This window comes from Stappia sp. 28M-7 (genome assembly GCF_014252955.1).
Taxonomy (GTDB): domain Bacteria; phylum Pseudomonadota; class Alphaproteobacteria; order Rhizobiales; family Stappiaceae; genus Stappia.
Window position 1 is genome coordinate 3,937,698 of sequence record NZ_JACMIA010000001.1, and the last position, 23,701, is coordinate 3,961,398.

A 23,701-nucleotide genomic window follows, 5' to 3' on the forward strand; every position below is an offset into this window, starting at 1 on the left:
AAACGCCCCCGCGAGCGCTTTCCCTGCCAAAGGAAGGACCACGATGAACGAAATGGACGACACCGACAGCCCCGTCATCGAGGAGGTCGCCAGCGAGCCGGTCGCCTCCGCCGTTGCCGTCGCCGGACATCCGCTGCATGCCATGAGCGTGCATTTTCCCATCGCGCTGGTGATCGCCACGCTCGGCTGCGACGTCTTCTACTGGTGGTCGGGCGATCCGTTCTGGCTGCGCGCCGGCCTGTGGTCCTCGGGCTTCGCCTTCCTGGCCGGCCTCGGCGCGGGGCTGGTCGGCACGGCCGAGCTGCTGCTCGTTCCCGGCATCCGCATCCGCGCGGCCAGCTGGACCCACGCCGTTGCCGCGATGATGCTGATCGCCACCGCCGGCACCAACTGGGGCCTGCGGCTGACCGATCCGGACGCGGTGCTGCCGCACGGCCTGATGCTGTCGGTGCTGGCCAGCGTCTTCACCGGCCTGGCAGGCTGGCATGGCGGCAAACTCGTGTTCGATCACGGCATCGGCCTCATCATCTCCGAAAAGGATTGAGCTCGCCCACAAGGCGCTTCAGGGCGCCGGGCTCCGACAGGGCTTGCGGCAGCAGGCCCTCCAGGTCGGGCTTTGCCAGCACCACCACCAGGATGGCGGCGGCCGTCGCCGTGACGGCAGCGATGGCGACCAGCCCGCGAAGCAGCGAATACTCGCCGCCATCGCGGAACAGACCGACGACGACCGCCCCGGTGAGAATGTGCAGCACCACCAGGACGCCGACGAAGGCGAGCTTGAGCTGGAACCAGGCGTCGAACGCCTGCTGCAGGAAGATCAGCGCCGTGCCGCTGCCCACGGCAATGAAGGCGGCCGGCGAGATGATCCCCACATACAGGTAGCGCACTGTCGCATGCAGGGAGTGGAACGCCTCGTCGTGCCCGACCCTCTCGCGCCGCAGATAAAGGCCCGGCAGGCAGACCAGCCCGGCAACCCAGATGGCGATGGCGGCGATGTGCAGCCCCTTGACCCAGAGCATCAGCGCACACGCCGCGATGCGGGCGCCAGCTGCGCTGAGAGCAGCAGCAGCGCCGCAACGAGATAGGGGAGCGAGGCGGGCACCCACATGATCAGGCCGGCCAACTGCTGGTCGGCAAGCGGCGACAGGCCGAAAGGCTGCGTGGTGCCGAAATGCGCCGCATAGAGCGGGGCGCGGGCGAAGGTGAGCAGCGCGCCGAGCATGCCCATCTGCACCATGGTCGCGAGCAGGGCGAAGATCGCCGAGCCGGGATGGGCAGCGGGCGCGAGCACCGCGCGCCACAGGGCGAAGGCCGCGCCAAGCAGGCTGAGCTGCATGGTCCAGTAGGGCAGCGTCCCGACGATTGCGACCTCGTAGACCTGCGGCACATGCCAGAACCACAGAAGCAGCGCGTTGACGGCAACGAGAGCGCTGAGCGGCAGGGCAGGTGCGGGAAACCGCACCTTGCGAAAGGCGAGCGCCAGCAGCGGCGCCGCGACGGCGATCAGCAGGGCGTGATGGGCAACGCGGGCGGAAAACAGCGAAACGGTGAGCGCGCAGAGCGGCGACAGGAACAGCAGCGCCAGAAAAAAGGTGCCGGCGATCAGGGCCGGGCGGCCCTCGCGCGAACCGGAAAAGCGATGAAGCCCCAGCAGGGCGGCGCAAAGCGCAAGCGCGATGAAATCGAAATTCCACGCAAAGAGCAGGGTTTGCGGCGCTGGAGCCGGTCCGCAATAGACGTCAGGCATATCGGTTTCACCTCGCGATCGAAACCGAAACGCCTCGCCGCGGTGAATCGTTCCCCTGCCCGGCCGTCAATCGGTGCCGGTGCCGCCCGTGTCCTCATCCTTTTTCTCGTCCCGCTGGCGGGCGAGCGCGGCGTCCAGCTGACGCGCGAGATCGAGAAGCCGGTCCGGCACCGGCTCGCTTCCGATGTTCTTCAGCAGGTCGGCAAAGTAGCGGCCGCCAAGGAGGCTCGGTGCTCTCGGGCGGGGGATCTCGTCGGGGTCCTCGTCGTCGTCAGGAAGGGTCATGTTTCTCCTGCGCTCCTGCCTGCGGGCATCACTCAAGGTACCACACCACACCTCCGCCACTTGCGGACGCGCGCCCTGGAGCATGCAGCCGCCGGCGATTCGGCGCAATGCGCCGGATAAGCTTCCCGGACGAACATGCTGGGGCGGTTGGTCGGCTTCGTCCGGGTTCGGCAACGGATCCTCGTCCGGCAACCGGTCGGGATCCGGCTCGCGCACCGGCTGCGGCGGAAAAGGCGGCGGCGGGAAAGACGGCGCACCCGGCTCGGGCCGGGGAGTGCCGGGATCGGGATGTTCGTCGGTCATGGCAATGCCTCCTCTTGCATAACCTGACCAGGCCCGGCTTGTTCCCGTTTCGCGCGGATCTTTTCGCAAAAATGCAACGCGACCTTGCCTGCCGGCGGGCGGAAACCGGCGGCAAGAGGGAACATTCGCGCGCGCGGGCCGTTGAGGAAGGTGTGACGAACCGAATGGGAGAGAACCGATGCCCGCGAAATCCAAGTCCCAGCAGAAGGCCGCCGGCGCCGCCCTTTCGGCCAAACGCGGCGAAACCGACAAGAGCGACCTGAAAGGCGCCTCCCGGGAAATGCTGGAGTCCATGAGCGAAAAGGAGCTGGAAGACCTGGCCTCCACCCCCCGCAAGGGCAAGCCGGAACACGTGTCCAAGTCATAGGCCCCAGGTCATAGGCCACGGCCGCGACAAGACCCACGTCACGCAATCCCGGTCGCAAGACCCGCATCAAAGGAGACGGACATGGCTCACAAGGACAGACGCTTCTTCGGAAAACCTGCCGAGTTTCTTTCCGAACGCACGGCCGCCGCGAACCTGGAGGTTCAGGTCGCCTCGGCGCTGGCGAGCGACGGCAAAGTCGATGCCTCGGATGTGGTGGTGACCGCCGATCACGGCGGCGTCACCCTGGCCGGAACGGTGGCCAGCACGCAGGAGATCGCCCGGTGCTCGCAGATCGCACTGGAGATCGCCGGCGTGCGCCACGTTCGCAATATCATCGGCGTATGGGGATCGAAGATCTAGGTTTCGAACATGAAACGGGGACGGACCTTTTGCGAACCGGCCCGATCCCGCAAGCCGCGAGGACCCGACCTATTCGGTCGCGCCCTCCGGCTCGCGCTTCAGCGATTCATCCGGCAGAACCGGCGACGAAGGCTGGGATTGCGTGCTGCCGGTCGTTTCGACGGCAGGCTCATCGGGCGCGAGCGCCGCTTCCCGGTAGATGTCGACACCCCACCAGGCGATCAGCGCCAGGACGAGCGAGACGACCAGCAGGATCAGGATGCGGGGCGAGCCCGTTCCCTGACGCGCCTCGCCCGGTGCCACTTCGAGCGGCTCGTTTCGTCTGTTCTGGTCCTCTTCCATCGTGTGTCCTTTCCTTGACGGTTGTCCGTTGCCGGCGACCACGCCCCTTCCGGCAGGCCGCGAGCGGGCGCCGAAAGGGTTGGAACGTGCCGGCGAGCCTCAGCCCAGGCCGAGGAACGACAGGATGGCAAGCACGACCACGATGAGGCCGACGAGATAGATGATGCTATGCACGGAATGTCTCCTCGTTGCTGAACTGTCCACTCAACGCCGCGACCGGCCGGGTTGTTCCATCTCGGCCGCGCTTCGCGTCCTCAAACCTCGTCGAAACGCCCGCCTTCCCGCGAGGGATTGCGGCGGATCACCGCTTCGGCCTCGTCGTCCGGCAGGGCCTCGTCGCTGCGCTGATAGGGGTTGTCGGCCCCCTCGCCGGGCAGTTCGCCATCCGGCTCTGACGGGGGCAGCTCGGGAAGCGGGCGCCCGTTCGCATCCGCCGGTACCCGATCGGTGAAGGGCGCTGCGCCTTCCAGCTCTTCCCAGTCCTGCTGCTCCAGCTGCGGGGCTTCGTCCCGCAGCGCCTCGTCTGCCGGACGGGCGGGTTTCTTCAGCGGATCCATGGTGCGTCTCCTCAAGGCTGATTGCGAAAGACCGGGCCGGTCCGCAGCGCGCGCCGCCCCGTCTGCCTTACCAACCCGCCGGGGGCGCACAAGGTTCCTCCGCCCTGCGCCGTCGAGGCGGAACAAAACGGCTTCCGGCCGCGTTGGTCGTGCGACGGGATATCCGCCAGCTCCAGCAGGAAGCTTCGCTCCATGACCCCACTGACGCACTCTCCAGCCTCCCCTTTGCGGAGCCATAGCCCGCTGCCGCCAACAGGCGCGGCCGCCATGCCGGATGCGTCCGCGCAGCTGGAGAGCATCGGCAAGGACGCGCCGGCCGGCCGGCTGGTCATCGTCTCCAACCGGGTCGCAAACCTGCGCAACACCGGACAGGCCGGCGGCCTCGCCGTCGGGCTCGCCGAGACGCTGAAGGAGCGCGAAGGCATCTGGTTCGGCTGGAACGGCGCGCCGGACGGGGTGACCGGCGGCGAGGTGCAGGTGGAGCGGGTAGGCCCGGCCGAACAGGTGACCGTGCCGCTGTCGCCGCAAGACGTCGCCGACTACTATCTCGGCTATGCCAACAGCGTGCTGTGGCCGCTCTTCCACTACCGGCTGGACCTCGTCGACTACCGGCCGGCCTTTTACGAGGGCTACCAGCGGGTCAACGAGACCTTCGCGCGCCAGCTCGCGCCCCTGCTCAAGGACGACGACCTTATCTGGGTGCACGACTATCACCTGATCCCGCTCGCCCGGTGCCTGCGCAAGGAAGGCTGCCGCCAGCGGATCGGCTTCTTCCTGCACATCCCCTTCCCCTCGCCCGACATCCTCTTTGCCGCGCCCCATCATGGCGAGCTGGTCGATGCGCTGCTCGACTACGACGTGATCGGCTTCCAGACCCATACGGATGCCGGCAATCTGAAGGCCTATCTCGCCGAGCACAGCTCCTCCGTGCAGCTGGACGACACCCGGTTTCGCGTCGGCACCCGCACGGTGGTGATCGACCGCTTCCCCATCGGCATCGATGCCAAGGGCTTCGCCGCCATGACCCGCCAGGCGGACGAGGAGGTGCAGATCGACCTGATGCGCCGGAAGGTGCTCGGGCGGCGCCAGATCATCGGCGTCGACCGGCTCGACTATTCCAAGGGCCTGCCGGAGCGGCTAAAGGCCTTCGACCGGTTGATGAGCCAGCATCCGGAGCTGGAAAAATCGGTGACCTATCTGCAGGTCGCCCCGCCGACCCGCGAGGAAGTGGGCGCCTATGGCGACATCCGTGCCGAACTGGAGGCGCTGGTCGGCTCGATCAACGGCCGGCTCGCCGACTTCAACTGGACGCCGATCCGCTACATCCACCGCAGCGTCGACCGCGCCAAGCTGGCCCCCCTGATGCGCGGCAGCCAGGTCGGCTTCGTCACGCCCTTGCGCGACGGCATGAACCTGGTCGCCAAGGAATACGTGGCCGCGCAAGACCCGGAAGACCCCGGCGTCCTCGTCCTGTCGCGCTTCGCCGGCGCGGCGGAGGAGATGCGCGAGGCGCTGATCGTCAACCCCTACGACATCGACGAGATGGCGCGGAAGCTCTACGAGGCGCTGACCATGCCGCTGGCGGAACGCCGCCGTCGGCACGCGGCCTTGCTCGACCATGTCATGCGGCAGGATTCCCGCGCCTGGCTGGAGGCTTTTCTCGCCGCGCTGGGTGGCGGGACCGCCGGTGCGCCCCGCGCGCGGCAGGCACCTCCACCCTCATGACGCCTGCCCCTCGCACCCGGCAGCGGACGGACCTTTTCCCCTGCCCACGGCAAAAGCGGACGAGAGGTGACATATCGAGGGAACAAACGCCGCCGAGAGGCGTTCGCATTTCGCACGGCCCGGCGGTGACGGGCGTGACAAGGACAACGGCAAGCCGGGAACGACCCGTCGGGAACCTGATCCCCGACAGACGGCAGGAGGAGGTGTTCCCCGCCGGCGAACGCGCCCCGGCGCCTGACTTTCGGCATGGGCCTGCCGGCTCCTTGCCCGCGAGCGGCAAGCCTTGCGCGCGCCGCCCGCAGCGCCAGAAGGACCATCCGCACCGCCGGCAGGCCCGGCGGGACGGATGGCCGGCAACTCATGCCGAACCGCCCCGGGCCGCAGCTCAACACCCTGTACCGGCCCGGGGCGGACCCGTTTGCGCCCTGCCGGCGCAGGGAAGAGAAAAGCGGGGATGCCGCAAGGGATCCGCCCGAGAAGACCTGTCAGAAAGGGCCCCCATGCCGATCTCCCGATTGTTGCTTCGCCTGGTGATCGTGGTGGCGATCGGCATCGCGGCCTATCTGCTCTACCGCACGCTCAGCCAGTATTCGCTCGACGAGATCATCGAGTCGGTGCGCGCCATTCCGGCCGCGCATCTTGCCCGCGCCTTCGGCTTTGCCGCCGCCTCCTATCTCTGCCTCAGCTTTTTCGACTGGCTGGCCGTGCGCTATGCCGGCAAGCCGCTCGCCTGGCACCGCACCGCGCTTACCTCCTTCACCGCCCTGTCGATCGGCCACAATGTCGGGGTCGCGGCCCTGTCCAGCGGCGCGATCCGCTACCGCTTCTATGCGCGCTGGGGTCTCGGCGTCGGGGATGTGGCCAAGGTGATCCTGTTCTGCGGCATCACCGTCGGCCTCGGACTTGCGACGATGGGCGGGCTCGCCCTGTTGCTCTATCCCTCGACGGCGGAAGGGCTGATGGGCGTCAACGGGCCGGAGCTGAAGGGCATGGCGGTCGTCTGCCTGTCGCTGCCCCTGGCCTGGATCGTCCTCTCCGCCTTCGTGCGCGGCGAACTGTCGGTCCGCAAATGGTCGCTGACGCTGCCGCCGCTGCCGCTCGCCATCGGTCAGGTCGCGGCGGGCACCGCCAACTATGCCTGCGTCGCCGCCTGCCTGCACCAGCTGCTCGCCGCAACGTCGGAAGTGAACTATCTGGAAGTGGCGGCGATCTACGTGATCGGCATTCTCGCCTCGCTGATCAGCCACGTGCCGGGCGGGCTGGGCGTGCTGGAGGCAACCGTGCTCTATCTGCAGCCCGGCGCGGAAGCGGTCGGGGCATTGCTGGTGTTTCGCCTGGTGTATTTTCTGGTGCCGCTGGCGCTCGGCCTGCCGACGCTGCTGGCGAGCGAGTATGTCCTGCGCTCACCGGAGAAACGCAAGCAGGGCAGGCGCAAGCCGGCAAAGGATGCGGATGTCCCTGCCGGGGCGACGACCGCCGCCGACGGCCGCTCCTGATCCGCAGTGCCGAAAAACGGAAGGGATCGGGCCGGCGCGAGCGGCCGGCCCGTCAGGATCACATGGCGTTGAGACGCAGCGCGATCTTGTTCAGCGCCTCGACCTTGGCCTCGGCGGAGCCGCCGGCATAGGCGGTCTCGAGCGTCTGCAGCAGATCGCGGAACTGCTCCAGCGCCTGGCCGGCGACGTCGAGCGTCAGCGGCTGGTCGTCATAGGCATCGACAAACGCCTGGGCCGCGCGAGACACCAGCAGCCAGGCAACGGCATGCTCCGGCTCGCCGGCGATACGCTCACGAGCCTCGCGCGCGCACGCCTCGAAGCTCCGCACGCTCGCGCTGTGCTCGTTCAGACCATTGGCAACCTCAATGAACATTACGCTCTCCCTTGAAGAGGACTGTGGCCGGCTTCCTGCCGGCCTTTACGACCTGCGGGCCGCGACCGTCCAGCGGACCGGCACCATGGGATCGAAAACCGTGACCGTACCGTCGCCCGTCACCACCTTGTCCGGCACCGGGACCGGCTCCTCGCGCTTTTCCAGCACCAGCTGGCCCTCGTTCGGCGGCAGGCGGTAGAAGGCCGGCCCGTTGAGCGAGGCGAAGGCCTCGAGCTTGTCGAGCGCGCCCTCCTCCTCGAAGACATGGGCAAGGCAGGCCATCGCGTTCGGCGCGGTGTAGATGCCGGCGCAGCCGCAGCCGCATTCCTTCGCCGGATCCACATGCGGTGCCGAATCGGTGCCGAGGAAGAAGCGCGCGTCGCCCGAGGTCGCGGCCTCGCGCAGCGCCAGCCGGTGCTCCTCGCGCTTGGCCACGGGCAGGCAGTAGTAGTGCGGGCGGATGCCGCCGGCGAAGATGGCGTTGCGGTTGATCATCAGGTGGTGAACCGTGATCGTCGCGGCGAGATCCTTCTCCTGCGAACGCACATACTCGACGCCGTTGCGCGTCGTCACATGCTCCAGCACGACGCGCAGGCCCGGAATGCGCCGGCGCAGCGGATCGAGCACCTTTTCCAGGAACACCGCTTCGCGGTCGAAGATGTCGACGTCAGGATCGGTCACCTCGCCGTGCACGCAAAGCGGCAGGCCGATCTCGGCCATGCGCTCCAGCACCGCGGTGACCTTGGAGAAGTCGCGCACGCCGCCATGCGAATTGGTGGTGGCGCCGGCCGGATAGAGCTTCACCGCCTTGACGAGGCCGCTGCGAAAGCCCGCCTCGACGTCGTCCGCCTCGGTGCCTTCGGTCAGATAGAGCACCATCAGGGGCGTGAAGTCGTGCCCCTCGGGCAGGGCGGCGAGAATGCGCTGGCGATAGGCTTCCGCCTGGGCGGTGGTGACCACCGGCGGCACGAGGTTCGGCATGATGATCGCACGCGCGAAATCGGCGGAGCTGTGCGGCAGGACGCCGGCGAGCATCGCCCCGTCGCGCAGGTGGAGATGCCAGTCGTCGGGCGTCCGGATCGTCAGCTGTGTCATGGCGCAACCATAAGATATTGATGGACGATATCGGTGGCGGAAAGGAGATCGGGCAGCTCCATCGCCTCCTGCGGATTGTGCGAGCCGTTGCGATTGCGCACGAAGACCATGCCGGCCGGCACGCCGGCGGCCGAGAAGACCGCCGCATCGTGTCCGCCGCCGCTCGCCATCACGAACGGCTCCTGGCCGACTGTCTCCATGGCCTTGCTCAGGCGCGCGACGAGACCGGCATCGCACAGGGCGGGGGCAACGCGCAACTCCTCGTCGAGCTCGAACCGCACTTTCCGGTCCCGCTCGATCTGCGCCATCTCCGTCTTCAGCAGGTCGCGCATCTCGTCCAGCACCCGGGCGCTCTGGCTGCGGATGTCGAGACTGAAGGACACCTGGTCGGGAATGCGCGTCATCGCGTGCTTTTCCGGGTCAGTGCCGACGATGCCGCTGGTCAGCACCAGATCGTCGCCCTTGGCGAGAATCGTTGCCCAGCTTTCGTCGAGCCGCACCAGGAGATCGGCCATGGCCAGCACCGGATCGCGGCGGAAGGCGCGCGGCACGGCGCCCGAATGGCCGGCCTCGCCGATGCAGCGCAGGGAGCGATAGCGGATGTTGCCGCGAATGCCCGACACCACGGCGGCCGGAACCGCCTTGCCGATCAGCAGCGGCCCCTGCTCGATATGCACCTCGAGATAGGCCTCGATCCGCGACAGGTCGATCAGCGGCTTTCCGGCGCGCACCGGCGCCATGTCGATGCCGATGGCTTCCATATGCGCATCGAGCGTGCGGCCATCGCCCTTGTGGCGGGCGGCAAGGTCGGAGGCGGACAGCGTGCCGGTCAGCGCCTTGGAGCCGATGTAGCACGGGCCGAACCAGGCGCTTTCCTCGCCGCGCATGGCAAGCACATGCACCGGGAAGGCGAACTTGGCCCCCTCGCGCCGCGCCCGCACAAGGCACAGCAGACCGGCGACGACACCGGCGAGACCGTCGAAATTGCCGCCGAAGGGAACGCTGTCGACATGCGAACCGATGACCGTGTAGCGCTCCGCATCGCGGTCGCCCGGCAGGCAGAAATTGGCGTTGAGCCCGGCGTCGTACCAGACCTCCAGCCCCTCGCGACGGGCGAAGTCCTCCAGGAAGGACAGCGTCTTCGTCTCGATGTCGGAAAAGGCCGGACGGCTGACGCCTTCCACGTCCGGCGACATGCGCGCGATCTCGTCGAAGAGGAAGCCGGCAAGGCGCAGCTCCTCGGCGCGGTCGTAGGCCCCGGACTTCCTCAGCGCGGTCACGGTGCTGCCTCCATGAACACGACGCCCTCCTTCTGCTCCTCGTCGATCAGCGTGCCGATCAGGTCGCGGACGGACGAGAGCTTCTCGCGCTCCAGATAGCGCTCCAGCTCGGCGATGACGGTCACCATCGCGGTCGGATTGATGAAGGTGGCGGTGCCCACCTGCACGGCGGTGGCACCGGCGATGAGGAACTCGATCACGTCCTCGGCGGTGGAGATGCCGCCGCAGCCGATCACCGGAATGGTCGTCGACTTGGCGCACTGATAGGCCATGCGCAGGGCGATGGGCTTCAGCGAGGGGCCCGACAGGCCGCCCATCAGGTTGCCGAGCTTCGGCCGCCGGGTGCGGATGTCGATGGCCATGGCCAGCAGCGTGTTGGCGACGACCAGCGCGTCGGCGCCGCCTTCCTGCGCCGCGCGCGCCACTTCCGGCGTCTCGCCGGTGTTCGGCGTCAGCTTCGCCCACAGCGGCAGATGCGTCGCCGCGCGCAGCTTCTGCATCACGTCGTAAGTCGAGGAGGGACGGATGGCGAAGGCCTTGCCGTCTTCCTCGATGTTCGGACAGGAGATGTTGACCTCGATGGCGGCAACGCCCTCCACCGTCACTTCCGAGCACAGGCGAGCGAACTCGTCCGCCGTGTTGCCGGAGATCGAGACGACCAGCGGCGTCTCGTAGGCCTGGTAGAACGGCACCACCTTGTCGAGGAACGCGCCGACGCCCTTGCTCGGGATGCCGATGGAATTGAGCATCGACGAACCGACCTCGCACACGCGCGGCGTCGGATTGCCGTCGCGCAGGCCCCGGGTGATCGTCTTGGTGACATGGGCGCCGAGGCACTCGATGTCGAAGACCTCGGCCAGTTCCTCCGAGAAGGTGCCCGAAGCCGGCATGATCGGGTTCTTCAGCGTCAAGCCGGCGATGTCGACGGACAGGTCTACCATGGCATGGCCTCCTGGATATCGAAGACGGGACCTTCGCGGCACACGCGCAGCTGCACGGTCTTGTCGCCCTTGCGGAACGGCCGGACGCAGCAGTGGCACATGCCCAGACCGCAGGCCATCTGCTGCTCCAGCGCGATCTCGCCCGGAATGCCGTGGCGCTTGCCGATGCGCTGCAACAGGGTCAGCAGGCGGTTGGAGCCGCAGGTGTAGAAGGCGTCGATGCCGGGATCCGCGATCCGCTCCTCGATCACCGTCTCCAGATGTTCGAGCGACGAGGTGCCTTCCGCGTCGGTGACCGGAACGATCTCGGCCCCCAGCTCGCGGAAATAGTCGATGGACATCAACAGGTCCGGATGGCGGGCGCTGCAGATCGCGGTCAGATGGCGGCCGAGGCGGTTGGCCTCCAGCGCCAGCGGCGCGAGCGTTGCAAGGCCGACGCCGCGGGCGACGAGCACCAGCCGCTGCCAGTCGTCGTCGATGCGGAAGCCCTGGCCGAGCGGACCCATGACGTTGAGCGCATCGCCCTCGCGCAGCTGGGCCAGCGCCCGGGTGCCGGCGCCTGCCACCTTGTAGAGGAAATGCAGCTCGCCGCGCTCGGGATAGAAGCCGTAGATGCTCATCGGCCGGCGCAGATAGGGCGTCTCGCCGCCGAGCACCGGGCACAGCAGGTTGAAGAACTGGCCGGCACGGCACAAGTCGAGCATCTCGCGCGGGGCGGCCAGGACGAGGCGCATGTACTCGCCGTTGACCGGATCGTTGGAGAGCACGTCGAGGTCCCGCTCGAAGACAACGGGTTGCGGCCGTCCGCCGAGGGCGGACGCGGGTCTTGTCAGAACGCTGGTCATCCGAACACCAGATTGGGCAGGAAGGTGGAGATCGACGGGATGTAGGTGATGATCCCGAGGGCCACGAGATTGGCGATCACGAAGGGCCAGATGCCGGAAATGATCGTCATCACCGGCTTGCCGAGCGTCGAGGACGCCACGAACAGATCGAGCCCGAAGGGTGGCGTGATCATGCCGGCGGAGATGTTCAGCGTGACGATCATGCCGAAATGCACCGGGTCGATGCCCATCGCCATCGCCACCGGGTAGAGCGGCGGCACGAGGATCAGCAGCGCCGAATTCGGATCGATGAACATGCCCGCGATCAGGAAGACGACGTTGACCACCAGCAGGAAGACGATCGGTCCCGCATCGACGGCAGCCAGGAACTCCAGGATCTGCCCGGGGATCTGCGCCAGCGTGATGAAGTAGGAGAGCAGGCCGCCGAGCGCCAGCAGGATGAAGATGATGGCGGTGGACACGGCCGCCCGCTCGGTCACCTTGAACAGCTTCTTCAAGGTCAGCTCGCGGAACACCACCATCTCGACGAAGATGGCGTAGACGACGCTGACGGCAGCGGCCTCGGTCGGGGTGAAGACGCCCGAATAGATGCCGCCGAGGATGATCGCCGGCATGCCGAGCGCCCAGCCGGAATGCGCCACGGCGCGCAGACGCTCGCCCCAGGACGTGCGCTCGCCGGCCGAAACCCCGGCGCGGCGCGCCTCGATGGCGACCATGATGGCGAAGACGAGGCCCAGCACCAGGCCGACCGCCATGCCGGCGACGAACAGGCGCGCGACCGAGGTGCCGGTCATCCAGCCGTAGATGATGAAGGTGATCGACGGCGGGATCAGCAGCGCCGTCTCGGCGCTGGAGGCGATGAGGCCGAGCGAGAACTTGTCGCTGAAGCCGGCCTTGCGCATTTCCGGATAGACCAGCCGGCCCATCGCCGCCACCGTCGCCGGCGCCGAGCCGGACACGGAGCCGAAGGCCATCGAGCCGCCGACGATGGTGTAGCCGATGCCGCCCTTGCGATGGCCGAGCAGCGACTGGACGAGGCTGGTGAGACGGCGGGCGATCTGGCCCTCGCCCATCAGCTCCGCCGCCAGGATGAAGAAGGGAATGGCGAGCAGCGTCGAATGATTGATGCCGCCGACGATCTTCTGCACCACGACCGGATCCGGCAGGGTGCCGTAGAAGAACTGCTTGACCAGAAGCGCCGGCACGCCGAGCACGAGAAACATCTCGAAGCCCGCGATCAGCAGCACCACGGCAAGCGCAACGATGAGGAAGAGAAGAATCATGCCTCGTCGGCCTCCCGTGCCGGCGTGCGATCGATCAGCCCGAGGAAGCTCAGCAGGTAGCGCAGGGCAAGCAGCCCGAAGCCGACCAGGGGCGCGACATAGATCCAGCCCATCTTGAGGCCCAGGGTCGGGCTTTTCTGGCCGGACCCGAAGACGAACAGCGTCATCTTCCAGGCGAGCCAGACGAGATAGAGCGAGAAGAGGAAGCCGACGGCATCGATGATGCGCTGGACCGGCAGGTGGGTCGCCTCGGCGATGCGCGTGCGCCAGGTATCGACGGCGACGTGCCGGCCGATTTCGAGCGCATAGCCGAGCGCGAGGAAGACCAGATAGAGGTTCATCAGGCGGACCGCCTCCTCGATCCAGCCGAGGCTGGAGGCAAGGGGACTTCCCGAGGCGCGAACCAGGACGTTGACGAAGTAGAGCCCCGCCATCGTCAGAAAAATCGAGACGAGTGCGCACCGTTCGACGGTGCGCAGGACCGAAAGAGCACTGCGCATAGATTTGCTCCAGACATCCGCCGCAAGGGCCATCCCGTCCTCCGCCGGACGGTGATCAGGACGATACCTGCGGGCGCGGTCCGAACCGCGCGGACAACCAGGTCGGTACTGACGCCGGCCGATACGGCCCGGATCGCCTTCGCCCGCCGCGAGCGGAGAACGGAAAGGCAGGAACGGGCGGCATCCTGGGCCGCGTGTCCGCCGCGGACAGCGGCAGAGAAAAAGCTAGGGCCTTGTCCTGCCCGCACCGCCATGGAGCCTCAGGGCACCGGTTGCGGCAGGCAGAAAGATGTCCCCCCAAGATCGGCAGGCAACGAGCCTGCCTGCGGGCGCGGTCCGGGCCGCGCCCGCGGGCAACGCCAACGATTACTTGGTAACCGTAGCGTATTCCTGCTCGTACAGGTTCACCAGCTCGAGGCCTTCCTCGCCGGCGCCCTGGATGTAGGCGTTACGGGCTGCCGGATACATGGCATCGCGGAACGCGGCCTTCTCCTCAGCCGAGAGCTCGCGCACCTCGACGCCGGCTGCCTTGATCTCTTCCAGCGAAGAGGCGACGGAGGCCTTCTTGTGGGCGATCAGGTCCGGGATGACCTCGGCGAAAGCGTCGGTGATGATGGTGCGGTACTCTTCCGGCAGACCGGCCCAGAAGGTCGGGTTGAAGAGGATCACGTCCTCCATCGCGCCGTGGTTGGAGAGCACCAGGTACTTCTGCACCTCGTAGAACTTCATCGCGCGGATGGTGTCGAGCGGGTTCTCCTGGGCATCGACGACGCCGGTCTGCAGCGAGGTGTAGAGCTCGCCGAAGGGCAGCGCGATGGCCGAAGCGCCGACCGCCTTGAACTGCTCGATCAGGATGCTGGAATCCATCACGCGGAACTTCTGGCCGGAGAAGTCTTCCATGCTCGCCAGCGGCTTGCTGGAGGAGAAGTTCTTACGGCCGTTCGGCCAGAGCATCAGGCACTCGACGCCGCGGCTCTGGAAGGACTCGCAGAGCGCCTTGCCGAACGGGCCGGTGCGCAGCTCCTGGGCCTTGGCATCGTCTTCCGGCAGCAGGAAGGGAATGTCGAGGATCGACACGACCGGGTTGAAGCCGCCGAGGAAGGCAGCCGGAGCGACGGTCGCCTCAAGCGAACCGAGCTGCACGCCCTCGGTCATCTCGCGCTGCTGGCCGAGCTGGCCCTGCGGGAAGATCTGGAACTCGACGGCGCCGTTGGTGCGCTCGGCGACCAGTGCAGCGACCTTTTCCAGGTGCACGTGGCGGGACTGCTGGGTCGACTCCAGATGGCCGATCTTGGCGACGAAATCCGCCGCGAAGGCACCGGCCGAGAAGGCGACGCCAGCGACGGCGAGCACGGCCGTCGCGGCCAGATTACGAACAGTATGTGTCATAGGGCTCCACCTCTAAGGCTAACAGGCACTGGATACGCTTTTGTTTCTTGGCGCGATACAGGCGCGGAAGGGAATAGCGTATTGAGCGATCCGGATGCTGTCAACGACTCATCTCAAAAATGAGACAATTGGACAATTCATCCAAGAACTGATTATCATACCAGGAATTGAACGGCCCGCTCCGGTCGACCGGCCACCGCGCCGGCACAGCCCGCGCCCAAGCCCACGGGACCCCGATTTGACCCAGGACGAAGACCCCATCCGGTTCAGCGACATAGGCGCAAGGCTGAGGGCTCATCGCCTCGGCAAGGGCCTGACGCCGGAGGTCCTGGCGGAAAAGCTCGGCATCTCCCGCGCCGCCCTCTACCGGGCCGAGAAGGGCGAGATCCGCAAGATCGAGATGCTCACCTCCATCGCCGACGAACTCGGCGTGTCGCTGCCCAGCCTGCTGGGCGTCGGGGTGGAATATGTCAGCACCTCCATCGGCTTCTTCGAGCGCATGCGCCAGCTGGAGGACGACTGCCAGCAGATCATCGGCCTGTTCAGCCCCATGTCCTACCTGCTGACCTCCGACGGCTACGACGACATCCTCAAGGAGGTGCTGCTCGAATCGATTCCCGAAGGCACGGATCCTTCGGGCGAGGCGGCGGAGGCGGTGGAACGCCTGCTGGAGATCCTGCATGCGCGAAAGGACGCCTTCCGCCTGCGCCGGCCGCTGATCGTCAGCCTGATCTCCTCGGCCGACCTGGAGCGGTTCCTGCTGCACGGGCTGATCGGCCGGCACGACCTGTCGCCGGAGACGACCGACCATCGCCGGCTGATGGCGCGGCGCGAGGCCGAGTATCTGCTGTCGATGCTGCGCGACCAGCCCATCGGCATCCAGATCGGCATCGTGCGCGGCCCGGTGCCGGCAACCAGCTTCCAGATCTTCCGCCAGACCAACCGCTCGGTGCTGGCGATCAGCCCGTTCCGGCTCGGCGAACAGCCGAATGTGCGCCTTGGCGTGGCCTTGATCACCTCGGCCGCCGAGGCGATGAGCCTACACGAGGACATCGCCGAACGCCTGTGGGGCGACGCCCTCAAGGGCGCCGAGGCGATCGCCTATCTGGAAGCGATGATCGAGAAATACGCGATCGCGGAGCCGTCCGCCTCGCGCTAGAGGGCGGCGGCGAGGCTGCCTTACGGCAGCGCCGACCTAAGGAAGTACGGGGGCGGACAGCGCCGCCAGGCACTCCTCGTCCGAGCGCCGCTTGCCCTTCTGCCGCGCGGACGGCCCCGCCTGCAGCCCGTTCTCGGGCAGGGCGAGCGAGCGGTTGATCACCAGGATATGCTCGCGCAGCAGGGCATGGGCCGCATCGAACTCGCGGCGCACGATGAGATCGCGCATCTCCACATGCTCGGAGAAGGACCGGCTCCAGAAATTGCCCTCGCCCGATTGCAGCCGCGCGCGCAGCGCCTCCAGCGCCGTGGCGGTGAGGTCATAGGCCTTTTCCAGGAAGCGGTTGCCGGCCATCTGCAGGATGACCCGGTGATAGGCGCTGTCGGCCCGGCTGTAGAGCCACCATTCACCCACGTCGATGGCATGCTGCATCTGCGCGATAGCCCCGTTCAGCCGGTGCACCAGCGCGTCCGGGTCGCGCGCCAGCGCATCCTGCAGCGCCTCGCGCTCCAGCATCGCGCGAAAGCGGCTCATCTCCGCAACATCCTGCCGCGAGGGCGTGACCACATAGGTGCCGGCCTGCGGCACGATGGTGACGAGCCCCATGTCGCGCAGATCCATGAAAGCCGCTCGCACCGGCGCCTTGCTCATGCCCAGGGCCCGGGCGATCTGTTCTTCCGACAGCCGCTCGCCGAACTCGAACTTGCCCGACACGATGGCATCGCGCAGCCGCTCGCAGGCCTCCTGAGTGAGTGACAAAGCTCTCTCCTTCCCGGTCCGGTCGCAGTCCCATCGCGGATGAACAAGCCTGAGATCACCTGATTTCCGGACTTTTTCAAGCGCGATAAAAACCGTTTGACATTCCATGAAATTCTAGAATTCTAGAATAGAAACGTCAACAACCAATCGCGTCTCGAGAACTCCAAGAGGTTCCCCATGTCCCGCCTTCGCCTGCTGACCCCCGACGCCCAATACCCGGATGACGCCCTGATCGAGAGGGCAACGGCGGGCGACGAGGTCGACTGGGACATCCACCGGGAGCGCAGCTTCGACCGGCTGCCCGATGCGGTGCTGCGCGGCTGCGATGCGATGGTGGTATGGCACGAGATGCCGGTGACGCGCGAAATGATCGCCCGGCTGGAGCGTTGCCGCATCATCGTGCGGGCCGGCGTCGGCTTCGACCATATCGACCTGGACGCGGCGGCGGCTGCCGGCATCCCGGTCTGCAACACCCCCGACTACGGCACCAGCGAGGTGGCCGACCACGCCATCGCCCTGATGCTGACCCTGCGCCGCGGCATCGGCTCCTATCACCGCAACCTGATGGCCTCGCCGCAGGAGGGCTTCGACCATGCCCGCGCCCCGCTGCTCGCCCGCCTGAGGGGCAAGACCTTCGGCGTCGTCGGACTGGGCCGCATCGGCATCGCAGCGGCGCTGAGGGCAAAGGCCTTCGGCATGCGCGTGCTCGCCTATGACCCGCTGGTCTCGCGCGGCACGGAGATCGCCGCCGGCGTCGACCGCTGCGACCGGCTGGAGGAGCTGCTGGCGCAGGCGGACGTGGTCAGCCTGCACTGCCCGCTGACCCCGCAGACGCTGAAGATGATCAATGCGGAGCGCCTGGCGCAGATGCAGCCGCACGCGGTGCTGATCAACACCGCCCGCGGCGCCATCATCGACATGGACGCGTTGCTCGAGGCGCTGCGCAAGGGCACCATCGCCGGCGCCGGCATCGACGTGCTGCCGGTCGAGCCGCCCTCGCCTGCGGACGCCATCGCCCTTGCCTATGCGAACGGTGCCGACCCCATCGTCGGGGAGCGCCTGTTCGTCACCCCGCATGCCGCCTGGTCCAGCCCGGAAAGCGTCGCCGATGCCCGCCGCCTGTCGGTGGAGACGGCCATGCAGTTCCTGCGCGAGGGACGGCTGCGCAACCTGGTGAATTCGCCTGTCGCGACACCGCTGAGCGGCGTCGCCTGACGTGGCAGACTGCGCGGGAAACACCCGCGACACGATCCAAGGACATGGGATCATGACAAACATGTCCGCCCTGGGAGGAAAACCATGAGAAAGACGCTTGCAACCGCCATCCTGGCGACCGGCCTTCTGGCCGGCACCGGCGCCCTGGCACAGGAGTTCGAGTTCAAGTTCCAGTCGGTCGACCCGGCCGGCAACCCGAACTTCGCCATCCAGCAGGCCTGGACCGAGCGGGTGAAGGAAATGTCCGGCGGCCGTCTCGTGATCGAGCTGCTGCCGGTCGGCGCGGTCGTCGAATACAACGAGACGCAGGACGCCGTCGGCGCCGGCATTCTCGACGGCCACATCACCGACGTCAGCTACTTCTCCGGCAAGGACCCGGCCTTCGGCCTGATCGCCAACCCGACCGGCGCCTGGTCGTCGCCCGACGAGATGTTCCGCTTCATCAACTATGGCGGCGGCCACGAGCTGATGAACGAGCTGGAAAACCCCTATGGCCTGCGCTTCATCGGCGCCACCACGACGGGCCTTGAGGGCTTCGTCTCCGCCCGTCCGCTCGACGGTGTCGACGACCTCAAGGGCCTCAAGGTCCGCGCGCCCGAAGGCCTGATCCAGGAAGTCTTCGCCGCGGCCGGCGCCGTGCCGGTGAACCTTCCCTATTCGGAGGTCTACACCGCGCTCGACAAGGGCGTGATCGATGCCGCGGACTCCACCGTGTTCTCGACCAACCACCAGCAGGGCCTGCACAAGGTGGCGCCGCACCCGGTCTATCCCGGCTTCCACTCCATGCCGCTGGTCGAGGTGTCGATGAACCTCGACAAGTGGAACGCCCTGCCGGCCGACCTGCAGGCGATCCTCACCGTGTCGGTCCGCGACTTCGCGCAGGACTCCGTCGCCATCCTGTCGATGAACGACCTGAAGACCTTCGCCGAAGCCTCCGCCGATCCGAACATCACCGTCCATAACTGGCCGGCCGAGGAGCGCGCGCGCTTCCGCACCATCGCCATGGACCAGTGGGCCAAGATCGCCGACCGCTCGGACAATGCCCGCAAGGTCTACGATACGCTGACGACCTACCTGAAGAGCCAGGGCCTGCTGAACTGAGGCAAGGCCCGCATGACCCGGGCGCGCCGACCGCGCGCCCGGGCGATGCGCAAGACAACGTCCCGACAGCACCGTGCACCAGAGCGGAGTGGCACCCCATGTCCGAAGCCCCGGACCCGCGTCCCGACATCGCCGGCATCGCCAGCCCTCCCGCCAGGCGGCTCGAACACCTGCCGGAAGCCGGACGGCTCGGCTGGGCGATCACCCGGATCGCGCGCCTTTTCGCCGTCGGCATCATCATTGCCATGGCGGTGCTCGTGCTGGAGATCTTCCTGCGCTACGTCTTCAACTCGCCGACCACCTGGGCGCACGAGACGACGACCTTCCTCAGCGCCCTCACCTTCATCTTCGGCGGCCTCTACTGCGTGGCCCGCAACAGCCATATCCGCGTGGTGCTGATCTACGACATCGTCGGCAAGCGCCTGCGCAACCTGCTCGACGTGCTGATCTCCCTCGCCTGTCTCGGGGCCAGCCTGTTCTTCGCCTGGGCCGCCTGGCTGATGGCGAGGAAGGCGGTCTACCGCCCCGACGGCAGCTTCGCGCTGGAAACCAGCGGCAGCGCCTGGAACTCGCCCGCCCCGGCGGTGCTGAAAGTGTTCCTGTTCGTCGTCCTCGTGACGATGAGCCTCCAGTTCCTGGTCCTCACCTTCAATTACCTGCGCGGCCTTGCAAGGCCTGAGAGGCAGACCGATGCTTGACCTTCTCGACCTCGGCCTGAACCTGAAGGCGCTCGGCATCGAATACGGCACGGTGGTGCTGTTCGCCCTGCTGGTGGTGCTGCTGCTGACCGGCATGCCGCTGGCGCTGGTCACCCTGCTGGTGGCGCTGGTCTTCGCCATCGGCTGGTTCGGTCCCAACTCCGTGCCGCTGATCACCAGCCGCGTCTATTCCTTCGTCTCCTCCTTCGTCTTCGTCTCCGTGCCGATGTTCGTGCTGATGGCGGCGATCCTCGACCGCTCCGGCATCGCCCGCGACCTGTTCGACGCCATGAAGCTCGTCGGCGGGCGCCTGCGCGGCGGCGTGGCGGTGCAGACCGTCTTCGTCGCGGTGATCCTGGCGGCGATGAGCGGCATCATCGGCGGGGAGATCGTGCTGCTCGGCCTCGTCGCGCTGCCGCAGATGCTGCGCCTGGGCTACGACCGGCGCCTGGCCATCGGCGTCGTCTGCGCCGGCGGCTCGCTCGGCACCATGGTGCCGCCCTCCATCGTGCTGATCATCTACGGCCTGACCGCCAACGTCTCGGTCGGCGAGCTGTTCACCGCCGCCTTCGTGCCGGGCTTCATGCTGGCCGGCCTCTATATCGGCTACATCCTGTTCCGCTCCTACACCGATCCCACGGTCGCGCCCCCGCCCCCCGACGAGCGCCCGTCGCTTTCGGAAATGCTGCCGCTGCTGCGCGGCCTCGTCCTGCCCGTGCTCGTCGTCTCGGTGGTGCTCGGCTCGATCTATGGCGGCATCGCCTCGGTGACGGAGGCCTCGGCCATCGGCGTTGCCGGCGTCATCGTCTCGACGATCCTGCGGCGCGAGTTCTCCTTCTCCATGCTGCTCGACGCGGCCATGCACACGCTGGCGACCGTCGGCATGATCATGTGGATCGGCATCGGCGCCAGCGCGCTGGTCGGCGTCTACAATCTGATGGGCGGCATCCGCTTCATCTCCTCGCTGATCACCGGCGTCTCGGACTCGCCCACCGTCATCATCCTGCTGATGATGGGCATCCTCTTCGTGCTCGGCATGTTCCTGGACTGGGTCGGCATCGCGCTGCTGACCATGCCGATCTTCGTGCCGATCGTAATCAGCCTCGGCTACGACCCGGTCTGGTTCGGCGTGCTCTTCGCCATGAACATGCAGGTGTCGTTCCTGACGCCCCCCTTCGGTCCGGCCGCCTTCTATCTCAAGAGCGTGACGCCGCCGGAGATATCGCTCGGCGAGATCTTCCGCTCGCTGGTGCCCTTCATCTGCCTGCAGGTCCTGGCGGTGGCGATCCTGATCCTCTTCCCCGGCATCGCCCTCTACTGAGCCGCCCCGCACCGCCTGCAACACAGCCCCTTCGGATACCTTCATGACGTCCACTCTCGACGGCGACTACGACTACATCATCATTGGCGCGGGAACCGCCGGATGCGTGCTCGCCAACCGCCTGAGCGAAGACCCGCGCACCCGCGTCCTGCTGCTGGAGGCCGGCGGCCGGGACACTTATCCCTGGATCCACATTCCGGTCGGCTATCTCTACTGCATGGGCAATCCGCGCACGGACTGGATGCTGCGCACCCAGCCCGAGGACGGGCTGAACGGCCGCTCGCTCGCCTATCCGCGCGGCAAGGTGCTGGGCGGCTGCAGCTCGATCAACGGCATGATCTCCATGCGCGGACAGGCCGCCGACTATGACGGCTGGGCAGCGCTCGGCAACACAGGCTGGAGCTGGGAGGATGTGCTGCCGCATTTCCTGCGCTCGGAAGACCGGCCGGGCGGCGACGGCCGGCTGCACCGCGAGGGCGGCGAGTGGAAGGTCGCGCGCCAGCGGCTGAAATGGCAGCTGCTGGAGGACGTGCAGACGGCGGCGGCGGAAATGGGCATTCCCCGCAGCACCGACTTCAATGCCGGCGACAACGAGGGCGCCGGCTATTTCGAGGTCAACCAGAAGAACGGACGGCGCTGGAGCGCCGCCCGGGCCTTCCTGAAGCCCGCCCTCAAACGCCCCAACCTGCGCCTTCTCACCCATGCGCAGGTGGAGCGCATCCTTGTCAAAGACGGACGCGCGGCCGGTGTCGCCTTTACCCGCGGCAACAGGCGGAGCGAGGCGCGCACGCGCGGCGAGGTGCTGCTGGCGGCGGGCGCGATCCACTCGCCGGTGCTGCTGGAGCGCTCCGGCATCGGCCAGGGCGCGCGGCTGAAGGAGGCCGGCATCGACGTCGTGCAGCACATGGAGGAGGTGGGCGAGAACCTGCAGGACCACCTGCAGCTGCGCATGGTCTTCCGCGTCGAAAACGCGCTGACGCTGAACCAGATCGCCAACTCGCTGACCGGCAAGATATCCATGGCGACGGAATATCTGTGGCGCCGCTCGGGCCCGCTGTCGATGGCGCCGAGCCAGCTCGGCATCTTCACCCGCAGCGGCCCGGACCAGGCAACGCCGGATCTGGAGTATCACATCCAGCCGTTGTCCACCGACCGGCTCGGCGAGCCGCTGCACCCCTATCCGGCGGTCACCGTGTCGGTGTGCAACCTGCGTCCCGAAAGCCGGGGCAGCGTGCACCTGGCCGACAGCACGCCGGGGGCCGCGCCGCGGATCGCGCCGCGCTACCTGACGACGGCCGGCGACCGCGAGATCGCCCGCCGCTCGCTGCTGCATGCCCGCAAGCTGATGACCATGCCGGCCTTGCGCAAATACGCTCCGCAGGAGGCGCTGCCGGGCGCGGAGATCGTCTCCGATGCCGAGCTGATCCACGCGGCCGGCGACATCGGCACGACCATCTTCCACCCCGTCGGAACCTGCCGCATGGGCGTCGACGAGCAGGCGGTGGTCGATCCGCAGCTGCGCCTGCGCGGCCTGAAGGGCCTGCGCGTGGTCGATGCCTCGATCATGCCGCGCATCGTCTCCGGCAATACGGCAACGCCCGTGGTGATGATCGCCGAAAAGGCCGCCGACATGATCCTGCGCCCCGCCTGAGTGCTGCCGGCAGCGCACGCATCCCATTTCAAGACCCGAAAGGACGACCCATGAAGTTTCTCCGCTTTGGACCGGCAGGCGCGGAAAAGCCCGGCTGCCTCGACGCCACCGGCACGATCCGCGATCTCTCCGGCCTCATCGACGATTTCACGCCGGAAACGCTTTCCTGCAAGACGCTGGAGCGGCTCAAAGACGCCGACCTTGCCGCGCTGCCGCAAGTCCCGGCCGGCACCCGCATCGGTCCGTGCGTCGGTGCGGCGCGCAACTTCTTCGCGGTCGGGCTGAACTATGCCCGCCACGCCCGCGAGACCAACAACCCGGAACCGGCCGAGCCGGTGCTGTTTTCCAAGGCGACGTCCTGCATCTGCGGGCCGAACGACCCGATCATCCTGCCGAAGGGCTCCGTCAAGACCGACTGGGAAGTGGAGCTCGGCATCGTCATCGGCCGCGCCTGCGAGCATGTGGCGGAGGCCGATGCCCTCTCCCATGTCGCCGGCTACTGCACGATCAACGACGTCAGCGAGCGCGCCTTCCAGATCGAGCGCGGCGGCCAGTGGATCAAGGGCAAGTCCGCCCCGAATTTCGGTCCCATCGGCCCCTGGCTGGTGACGCCGGACGAGGTGGGGGATCCGCAGGACCTTGCCCTCACCCTGTCGGTCAACGGCGAGAAAATGCAGGACAGTTCGACCTCGGACATGATCTTCGGCGTTGCCACGATCATCTCCTACATGTCGCGCTTCATGCGGCTGATGCCCGGCGACATCATCGCCACCGGCACGCCGGAGGGCGTCGGCCTCGGCTTTACCCCGCCGCGCTTCCTGCGCGAGGGCGATGTGGTGGAGCTGTCGGTGGAAAAGCTCGGTGCCCAGCGCCAGACCGTCATCGCCAGCGGCAGCTGAGAAGCAAGGA

The 23,701-nt window shown here is 67.3% G+C and carries 26 protein-coding genes; 12 read left to right on the forward strand and 14 right to left on the reverse strand.

All coding sequences use genetic code 11. The features are described from left to right. Window positions 1-43: 43 nt before the first annotated feature. Window positions 44-544 carry a DUF2231 domain-containing protein gene (locus H7H34_RS17690; protein WP_185925969.1) on the forward strand — a complete coding sequence of 167 codons (501 nt, stop codon included), beginning with the start codon at window positions 44-46 and terminating at the stop codon, window positions 542-544. On the opposite strand, the gene H7H34_RS17695 is transcribed toward H7H34_RS17690, so the two are convergent. The 3 genes from H7H34_RS17695 to H7H34_RS17705 all read right to left on the reverse strand — a co-directional run bounded on the left by H7H34_RS17695 (window position 525) and on the right by H7H34_RS17705 (window position 2,335). Continuing rightward, window positions 525-1,019, reverse strand: a complete 495-nt coding sequence (locus H7H34_RS17695; protein WP_245165113.1) for a CopD family protein — start codon at window positions 1,017-1,019, stop codon at window positions 525-527. The two genes, H7H34_RS17690 and H7H34_RS17695, sit on opposite strands and share 20 nt — an antisense overlap. Beyond that, window positions 1,019-1,747, reverse strand: a complete 729-nt coding sequence (locus tag H7H34_RS17700; RefSeq protein WP_185925970.1) for a cytochrome c oxidase assembly protein — start codon at window positions 1,745-1,747, stop codon at window positions 1,019-1,021. Before H7H34_RS17700 ends, H7H34_RS17695 begins: the two co-directional genes overlap by 1 nt. 66 nt (window positions 1,748-1,813) lie before the next feature. Beyond that, entirely contained in the window at window positions 1,814-2,335 is a 522-nt protein-coding gene (locus H7H34_RS17705) for a hypothetical protein (RefSeq protein ID WP_185926645.1), read from the reverse strand. Window positions 2,336-2,513: 178 nt separating this feature from the next. On the opposite strand from H7H34_RS17705, the gene H7H34_RS17710 reads away from it, so the two are divergent. Further along, window positions 2,514-2,702, forward strand: coding sequence for a DUF3008 family protein (locus H7H34_RS17710; protein WP_120269425.1), 189 nt, complete (start codon window positions 2,514-2,516; stop codon window positions 2,700-2,702). Between the two features lie 81 nt (window positions 2,703-2,783). After that, window positions 2,784-3,062, forward strand: a complete 279-nt coding sequence (locus H7H34_RS17715) for a BON domain-containing protein (protein ID WP_120269426.1) — start codon at window positions 2,784-2,786, stop codon at window positions 3,060-3,062. Between the two features lie 69 nt (window positions 3,063-3,131). Here the strand turns inward: H7H34_RS17715 and H7H34_RS17720 are convergent, their stop codons facing one another. Together H7H34_RS17720 and H7H34_RS17725 are read right to left on the reverse strand one after the other, a co-directional pair. Then, window positions 3,132-3,404, reverse strand: a complete 273-nt coding sequence (locus H7H34_RS17720; RefSeq protein ID WP_120269427.1) for a hypothetical protein — start codon at window positions 3,402-3,404, stop codon at window positions 3,132-3,134. A 254-nt stretch (window positions 3,405-3,658) separates the two neighbouring features. After that, window positions 3,659-3,961, reverse strand: coding sequence for a hypothetical protein (locus H7H34_RS17725; RefSeq protein ID WP_185925971.1), 303 nt, complete (start codon window positions 3,959-3,961; stop codon window positions 3,659-3,661). 267 nt (window positions 3,962-4,228) lie between these two features. Here H7H34_RS17725 and H7H34_RS17730 point away from each other — a divergent pair, with 267 nt between their 5' ends. Both H7H34_RS17730 and H7H34_RS17735 read left to right on the forward strand, forming a co-directional pair. Beyond that, on the forward strand, window positions 4,229-5,686 hold the full coding sequence (locus tag H7H34_RS17730; RefSeq protein WP_185925972.1) for an alpha,alpha-trehalose-phosphate synthase (UDP-forming): 1,458 nt from the start codon (window positions 4,229-4,231) through the stop codon (window positions 5,684-5,686). Window positions 5,687-6,186: 500 nt separating this feature from the next. Then, the gene (locus H7H34_RS17735) at window positions 6,187-7,182 is read left to right on the forward strand and encodes a lysylphosphatidylglycerol synthase domain-containing protein (RefSeq protein ID WP_185925973.1); all 996 of its coding nucleotides are present in this window, start codon (window positions 6,187-6,189) and stop codon (window positions 7,180-7,182) included. A 58-nt stretch (window positions 7,183-7,240) separates the two neighbouring features. Here the strand turns inward: H7H34_RS17735 and H7H34_RS17740 are convergent, their stop codons facing one another. The 8 genes from H7H34_RS17740 to H7H34_RS17775 form a co-directional block, all read right to left on the reverse strand. Beyond that, a complete protein-coding gene (locus H7H34_RS17740; RefSeq protein WP_120269431.1) occupies window positions 7,241-7,555 on the reverse strand; it encodes a hypothetical protein in 315 nt (104 codons plus the stop codon). Window positions 7,556-7,600: 45 nt separating this feature from the next. Beyond that, complete coding sequence (gene pyrC, locus H7H34_RS17745; RefSeq protein ID WP_067336113.1) at window positions 7,601-8,650, reverse strand: dihydroorotase; 1,050 nt, start codon at window positions 8,648-8,650, stop codon at window positions 7,601-7,603. Further along, a complete protein-coding gene (locus H7H34_RS17750; RefSeq protein ID WP_371811423.1) occupies window positions 8,647-9,930 on the reverse strand; it encodes a Zn-dependent hydrolase in 1,284 nt (427 codons plus the stop codon). Before H7H34_RS17750 ends, pyrC begins: the two co-directional genes overlap by 4 nt. Continuing rightward, complete coding sequence (locus H7H34_RS17755) at window positions 9,927-10,871, reverse strand: dihydroorotate dehydrogenase (protein ID WP_067336119.1); 945 nt, start codon at window positions 10,869-10,871, stop codon at window positions 9,927-9,929. The genes H7H34_RS17750 and H7H34_RS17755 overlap by 4 nt, the downstream gene beginning before the upstream one ends. Then, on the reverse strand, window positions 10,865-11,716 hold the full coding sequence (locus H7H34_RS17760; protein ID WP_120269433.1) for a dihydroorotate dehydrogenase electron transfer subunit: 852 nt from the start codon (window positions 11,714-11,716) through the stop codon (window positions 10,865-10,867). Before H7H34_RS17760 ends, H7H34_RS17755 begins: the two co-directional genes overlap by 7 nt. Further along, window positions 11,713-12,999, reverse strand: a complete 1,287-nt coding sequence (locus H7H34_RS17765) for a TRAP transporter large permease (protein WP_185925974.1) — start codon at window positions 12,997-12,999, stop codon at window positions 11,713-11,715. The genes H7H34_RS17760 and H7H34_RS17765 overlap by 4 nt, the downstream gene beginning before the upstream one ends. After that, entirely contained in the window at window positions 12,996-13,499 is a 504-nt protein-coding gene (locus tag H7H34_RS17770) for a TRAP transporter small permease (RefSeq protein ID WP_120269435.1), read from the reverse strand. The genes H7H34_RS17765 and H7H34_RS17770 overlap by 4 nt, the downstream gene beginning before the upstream one ends. Before the next feature lie 366 nt (window positions 13,500-13,865). Next, a complete protein-coding gene (locus H7H34_RS17775; RefSeq protein ID WP_120269436.1) occupies window positions 13,866-14,888 on the reverse strand; it encodes a TRAP transporter substrate-binding protein in 1,023 nt (340 codons plus the stop codon). A 238-nt stretch (window positions 14,889-15,126) separates the two neighbouring features. On the opposite strand from H7H34_RS17775, the gene H7H34_RS17780 reads away from it, so the two are divergent. Further along, entirely contained in the window at window positions 15,127-16,047 is a 921-nt protein-coding gene (locus tag H7H34_RS17780) for a helix-turn-helix domain-containing protein (protein WP_245165115.1), read from the forward strand. A gap of 36 nt (window positions 16,048-16,083) precedes the next feature. Here the strand turns inward: H7H34_RS17780 and H7H34_RS17785 are convergent, their stop codons facing one another. After that, on the reverse strand, window positions 16,084-16,806 hold the full coding sequence (locus tag H7H34_RS17785) for a GntR family transcriptional regulator (protein ID WP_185925976.1): 723 nt from the start codon (window positions 16,804-16,806) through the stop codon (window positions 16,084-16,086). Window positions 16,807-16,983: 177 nt separating this feature from the next. On the opposite strand from H7H34_RS17785, the gene H7H34_RS17790 reads away from it, so the two are divergent. From H7H34_RS17790 to H7H34_RS17815, 6 genes are all read left to right on the forward strand, one after another. Next, window positions 16,984-18,021: a C-terminal binding protein gene (locus H7H34_RS17790; RefSeq protein ID WP_120269439.1), complete on the forward strand. Its 1,038-nt coding sequence runs from the start codon at window positions 16,984-16,986 to the stop codon at window positions 18,019-18,021. 84 nt (window positions 18,022-18,105) lie between these two features. Next, on the forward strand, window positions 18,106-19,122 hold the full coding sequence (locus tag H7H34_RS17795) for a TRAP transporter substrate-binding protein (protein WP_067219392.1): 1,017 nt from the start codon (window positions 18,106-18,108) through the stop codon (window positions 19,120-19,122). A 98-nt stretch (window positions 19,123-19,220) separates the two neighbouring features. Further along, the gene (locus tag H7H34_RS17800; protein WP_185925977.1) at window positions 19,221-19,820 is read left to right on the forward strand and encodes a TRAP transporter small permease subunit; all 600 of its coding nucleotides are present in this window, start codon (window positions 19,221-19,223) and stop codon (window positions 19,818-19,820) included. Beyond that, window positions 19,813-21,141, forward strand: a complete 1,329-nt coding sequence (locus H7H34_RS17805) for a TRAP transporter large permease (protein ID WP_185925978.1) — start codon at window positions 19,813-19,815, stop codon at window positions 21,139-21,141. The genes H7H34_RS17800 and H7H34_RS17805 overlap by 8 nt, the downstream gene beginning before the upstream one ends. Window positions 21,142-21,184: 43 nt before the next feature. Beyond that, window positions 21,185-22,792, forward strand: a complete 1,608-nt coding sequence (locus tag H7H34_RS17810; RefSeq protein ID WP_185925979.1) for a GMC family oxidoreductase — start codon at window positions 21,185-21,187, stop codon at window positions 22,790-22,792. Window positions 22,793-22,842: 50 nt separating this feature from the next. Then, the gene (locus H7H34_RS17815) at window positions 22,843-23,691 is read left to right on the forward strand and encodes a fumarylacetoacetate hydrolase family protein (protein WP_185925980.1); all 849 of its coding nucleotides are present in this window, start codon (window positions 22,843-22,845) and stop codon (window positions 23,689-23,691) included. Window positions 23,692-23,701: the final 10 nt, after the last annotated feature.

Bases quoted from the DNA above. Each gene is read 5' to 3' on its own strand.
- H7H34_RS17690 (WP_185925969.1), top strand. From the start codon at position 44: ATGAACGAAATGGACGACACCGACAGCCCCGTCATCGAGGAGGTCGCC.
- H7H34_RS17695 (WP_245165113.1), bottom strand. From the start codon at position 1,019: ATGCTCTGGGTCAAGGGGCTGCACATCGCCGCCATCGCCATCTGGGTT.
- H7H34_RS17700 (WP_185925970.1), bottom strand. From the start codon at position 1,747: ATGCCTGACGTCTATTGCGGACCGGCTCCAGCGCCGCAAACCCTGCTC.
- H7H34_RS17705 (WP_185926645.1), bottom strand. From the start codon at position 2,335: ATGACCGACGAACATCCCGATCCCGGCACTCCCCGGCCCGAGCCGGGT.
- H7H34_RS17710 (WP_120269425.1), top strand. From the start codon at position 2,514: ATGCCCGCGAAATCCAAGTCCCAGCAGAAGGCCGCCGGCGCCGCCCTT.
- H7H34_RS17715 (WP_120269426.1), top strand. From the start codon at position 2,784: ATGGCTCACAAGGACAGACGCTTCTTCGGAAAACCTGCCGAGTTTCTT.
- H7H34_RS17720 (WP_120269427.1), bottom strand. From the start codon at position 3,404: ATGGAAGAGGACCAGAACAGACGAAACGAGCCGCTCGAAGTGGCACCG.
- H7H34_RS17725 (WP_185925971.1), bottom strand. From the start codon at position 3,961: ATGGATCCGCTGAAGAAACCCGCCCGTCCGGCAGACGAGGCGCTGCGG.
- H7H34_RS17730 (WP_185925972.1), top strand. From the start codon at position 4,229: ATGCCGGATGCGTCCGCGCAGCTGGAGAGCATCGGCAAGGACGCGCCG.
- H7H34_RS17735 (WP_185925973.1), top strand. From the start codon at position 6,187: ATGCCGATCTCCCGATTGTTGCTTCGCCTGGTGATCGTGGTGGCGATC.
- H7H34_RS17740 (WP_120269431.1), bottom strand. From the start codon at position 7,555: ATGTTCATTGAGGTTGCCAATGGTCTGAACGAGCACAGCGCGAGCGTG.
- pyrC (WP_067336113.1), bottom strand. From the start codon at position 8,650: ATGACACAGCTGACGATCCGGACGCCCGACGACTGGCATCTCCACCTG.
- H7H34_RS17755 (WP_067336119.1), bottom strand. From the start codon at position 10,871: ATGGTAGACCTGTCCGTCGACATCGCCGGCTTGACGCTGAAGAACCCG.
- H7H34_RS17760 (WP_120269433.1), bottom strand. From the start codon at position 11,716: ATGACCAGCGTTCTGACAAGACCCGCGTCCGCCCTCGGCGGACGGCCG.
- H7H34_RS17765 (WP_185925974.1), bottom strand. From the start codon at position 12,999: ATGATTCTTCTCTTCCTCATCGTTGCGCTTGCCGTGGTGCTGCTGATC.
- H7H34_RS17770 (WP_120269435.1), bottom strand. From the start codon at position 13,499: ATGCGCAGTGCTCTTTCGGTCCTGCGCACCGTCGAACGGTGCGCACTC.
- H7H34_RS17775 (WP_120269436.1), bottom strand. From the start codon at position 14,888: ATGACACATACTGTTCGTAATCTGGCCGCGACGGCCGTGCTCGCCGTC.
- H7H34_RS17790 (WP_120269439.1), top strand. From the start codon at position 16,984: ATGTCCCGCCTTCGCCTGCTGACCCCCGACGCCCAATACCCGGATGAC.
- H7H34_RS17795 (WP_067219392.1), top strand. From the start codon at position 18,106: ATGAGAAAGACGCTTGCAACCGCCATCCTGGCGACCGGCCTTCTGGCC.
- H7H34_RS17800 (WP_185925977.1), top strand. From the start codon at position 19,221: ATGTCCGAAGCCCCGGACCCGCGTCCCGACATCGCCGGCATCGCCAGC.
- H7H34_RS17805 (WP_185925978.1), top strand. From the start codon at position 19,813: ATGCTTGACCTTCTCGACCTCGGCCTGAACCTGAAGGCGCTCGGCATC.
- H7H34_RS17810 (WP_185925979.1), top strand. From the start codon at position 21,185: ATGACGTCCACTCTCGACGGCGACTACGACTACATCATCATTGGCGCG.
- H7H34_RS17815 (WP_185925980.1), top strand. From the start codon at position 22,843: ATGAAGTTTCTCCGCTTTGGACCGGCAGGCGCGGAAAAGCCCGGCTGC.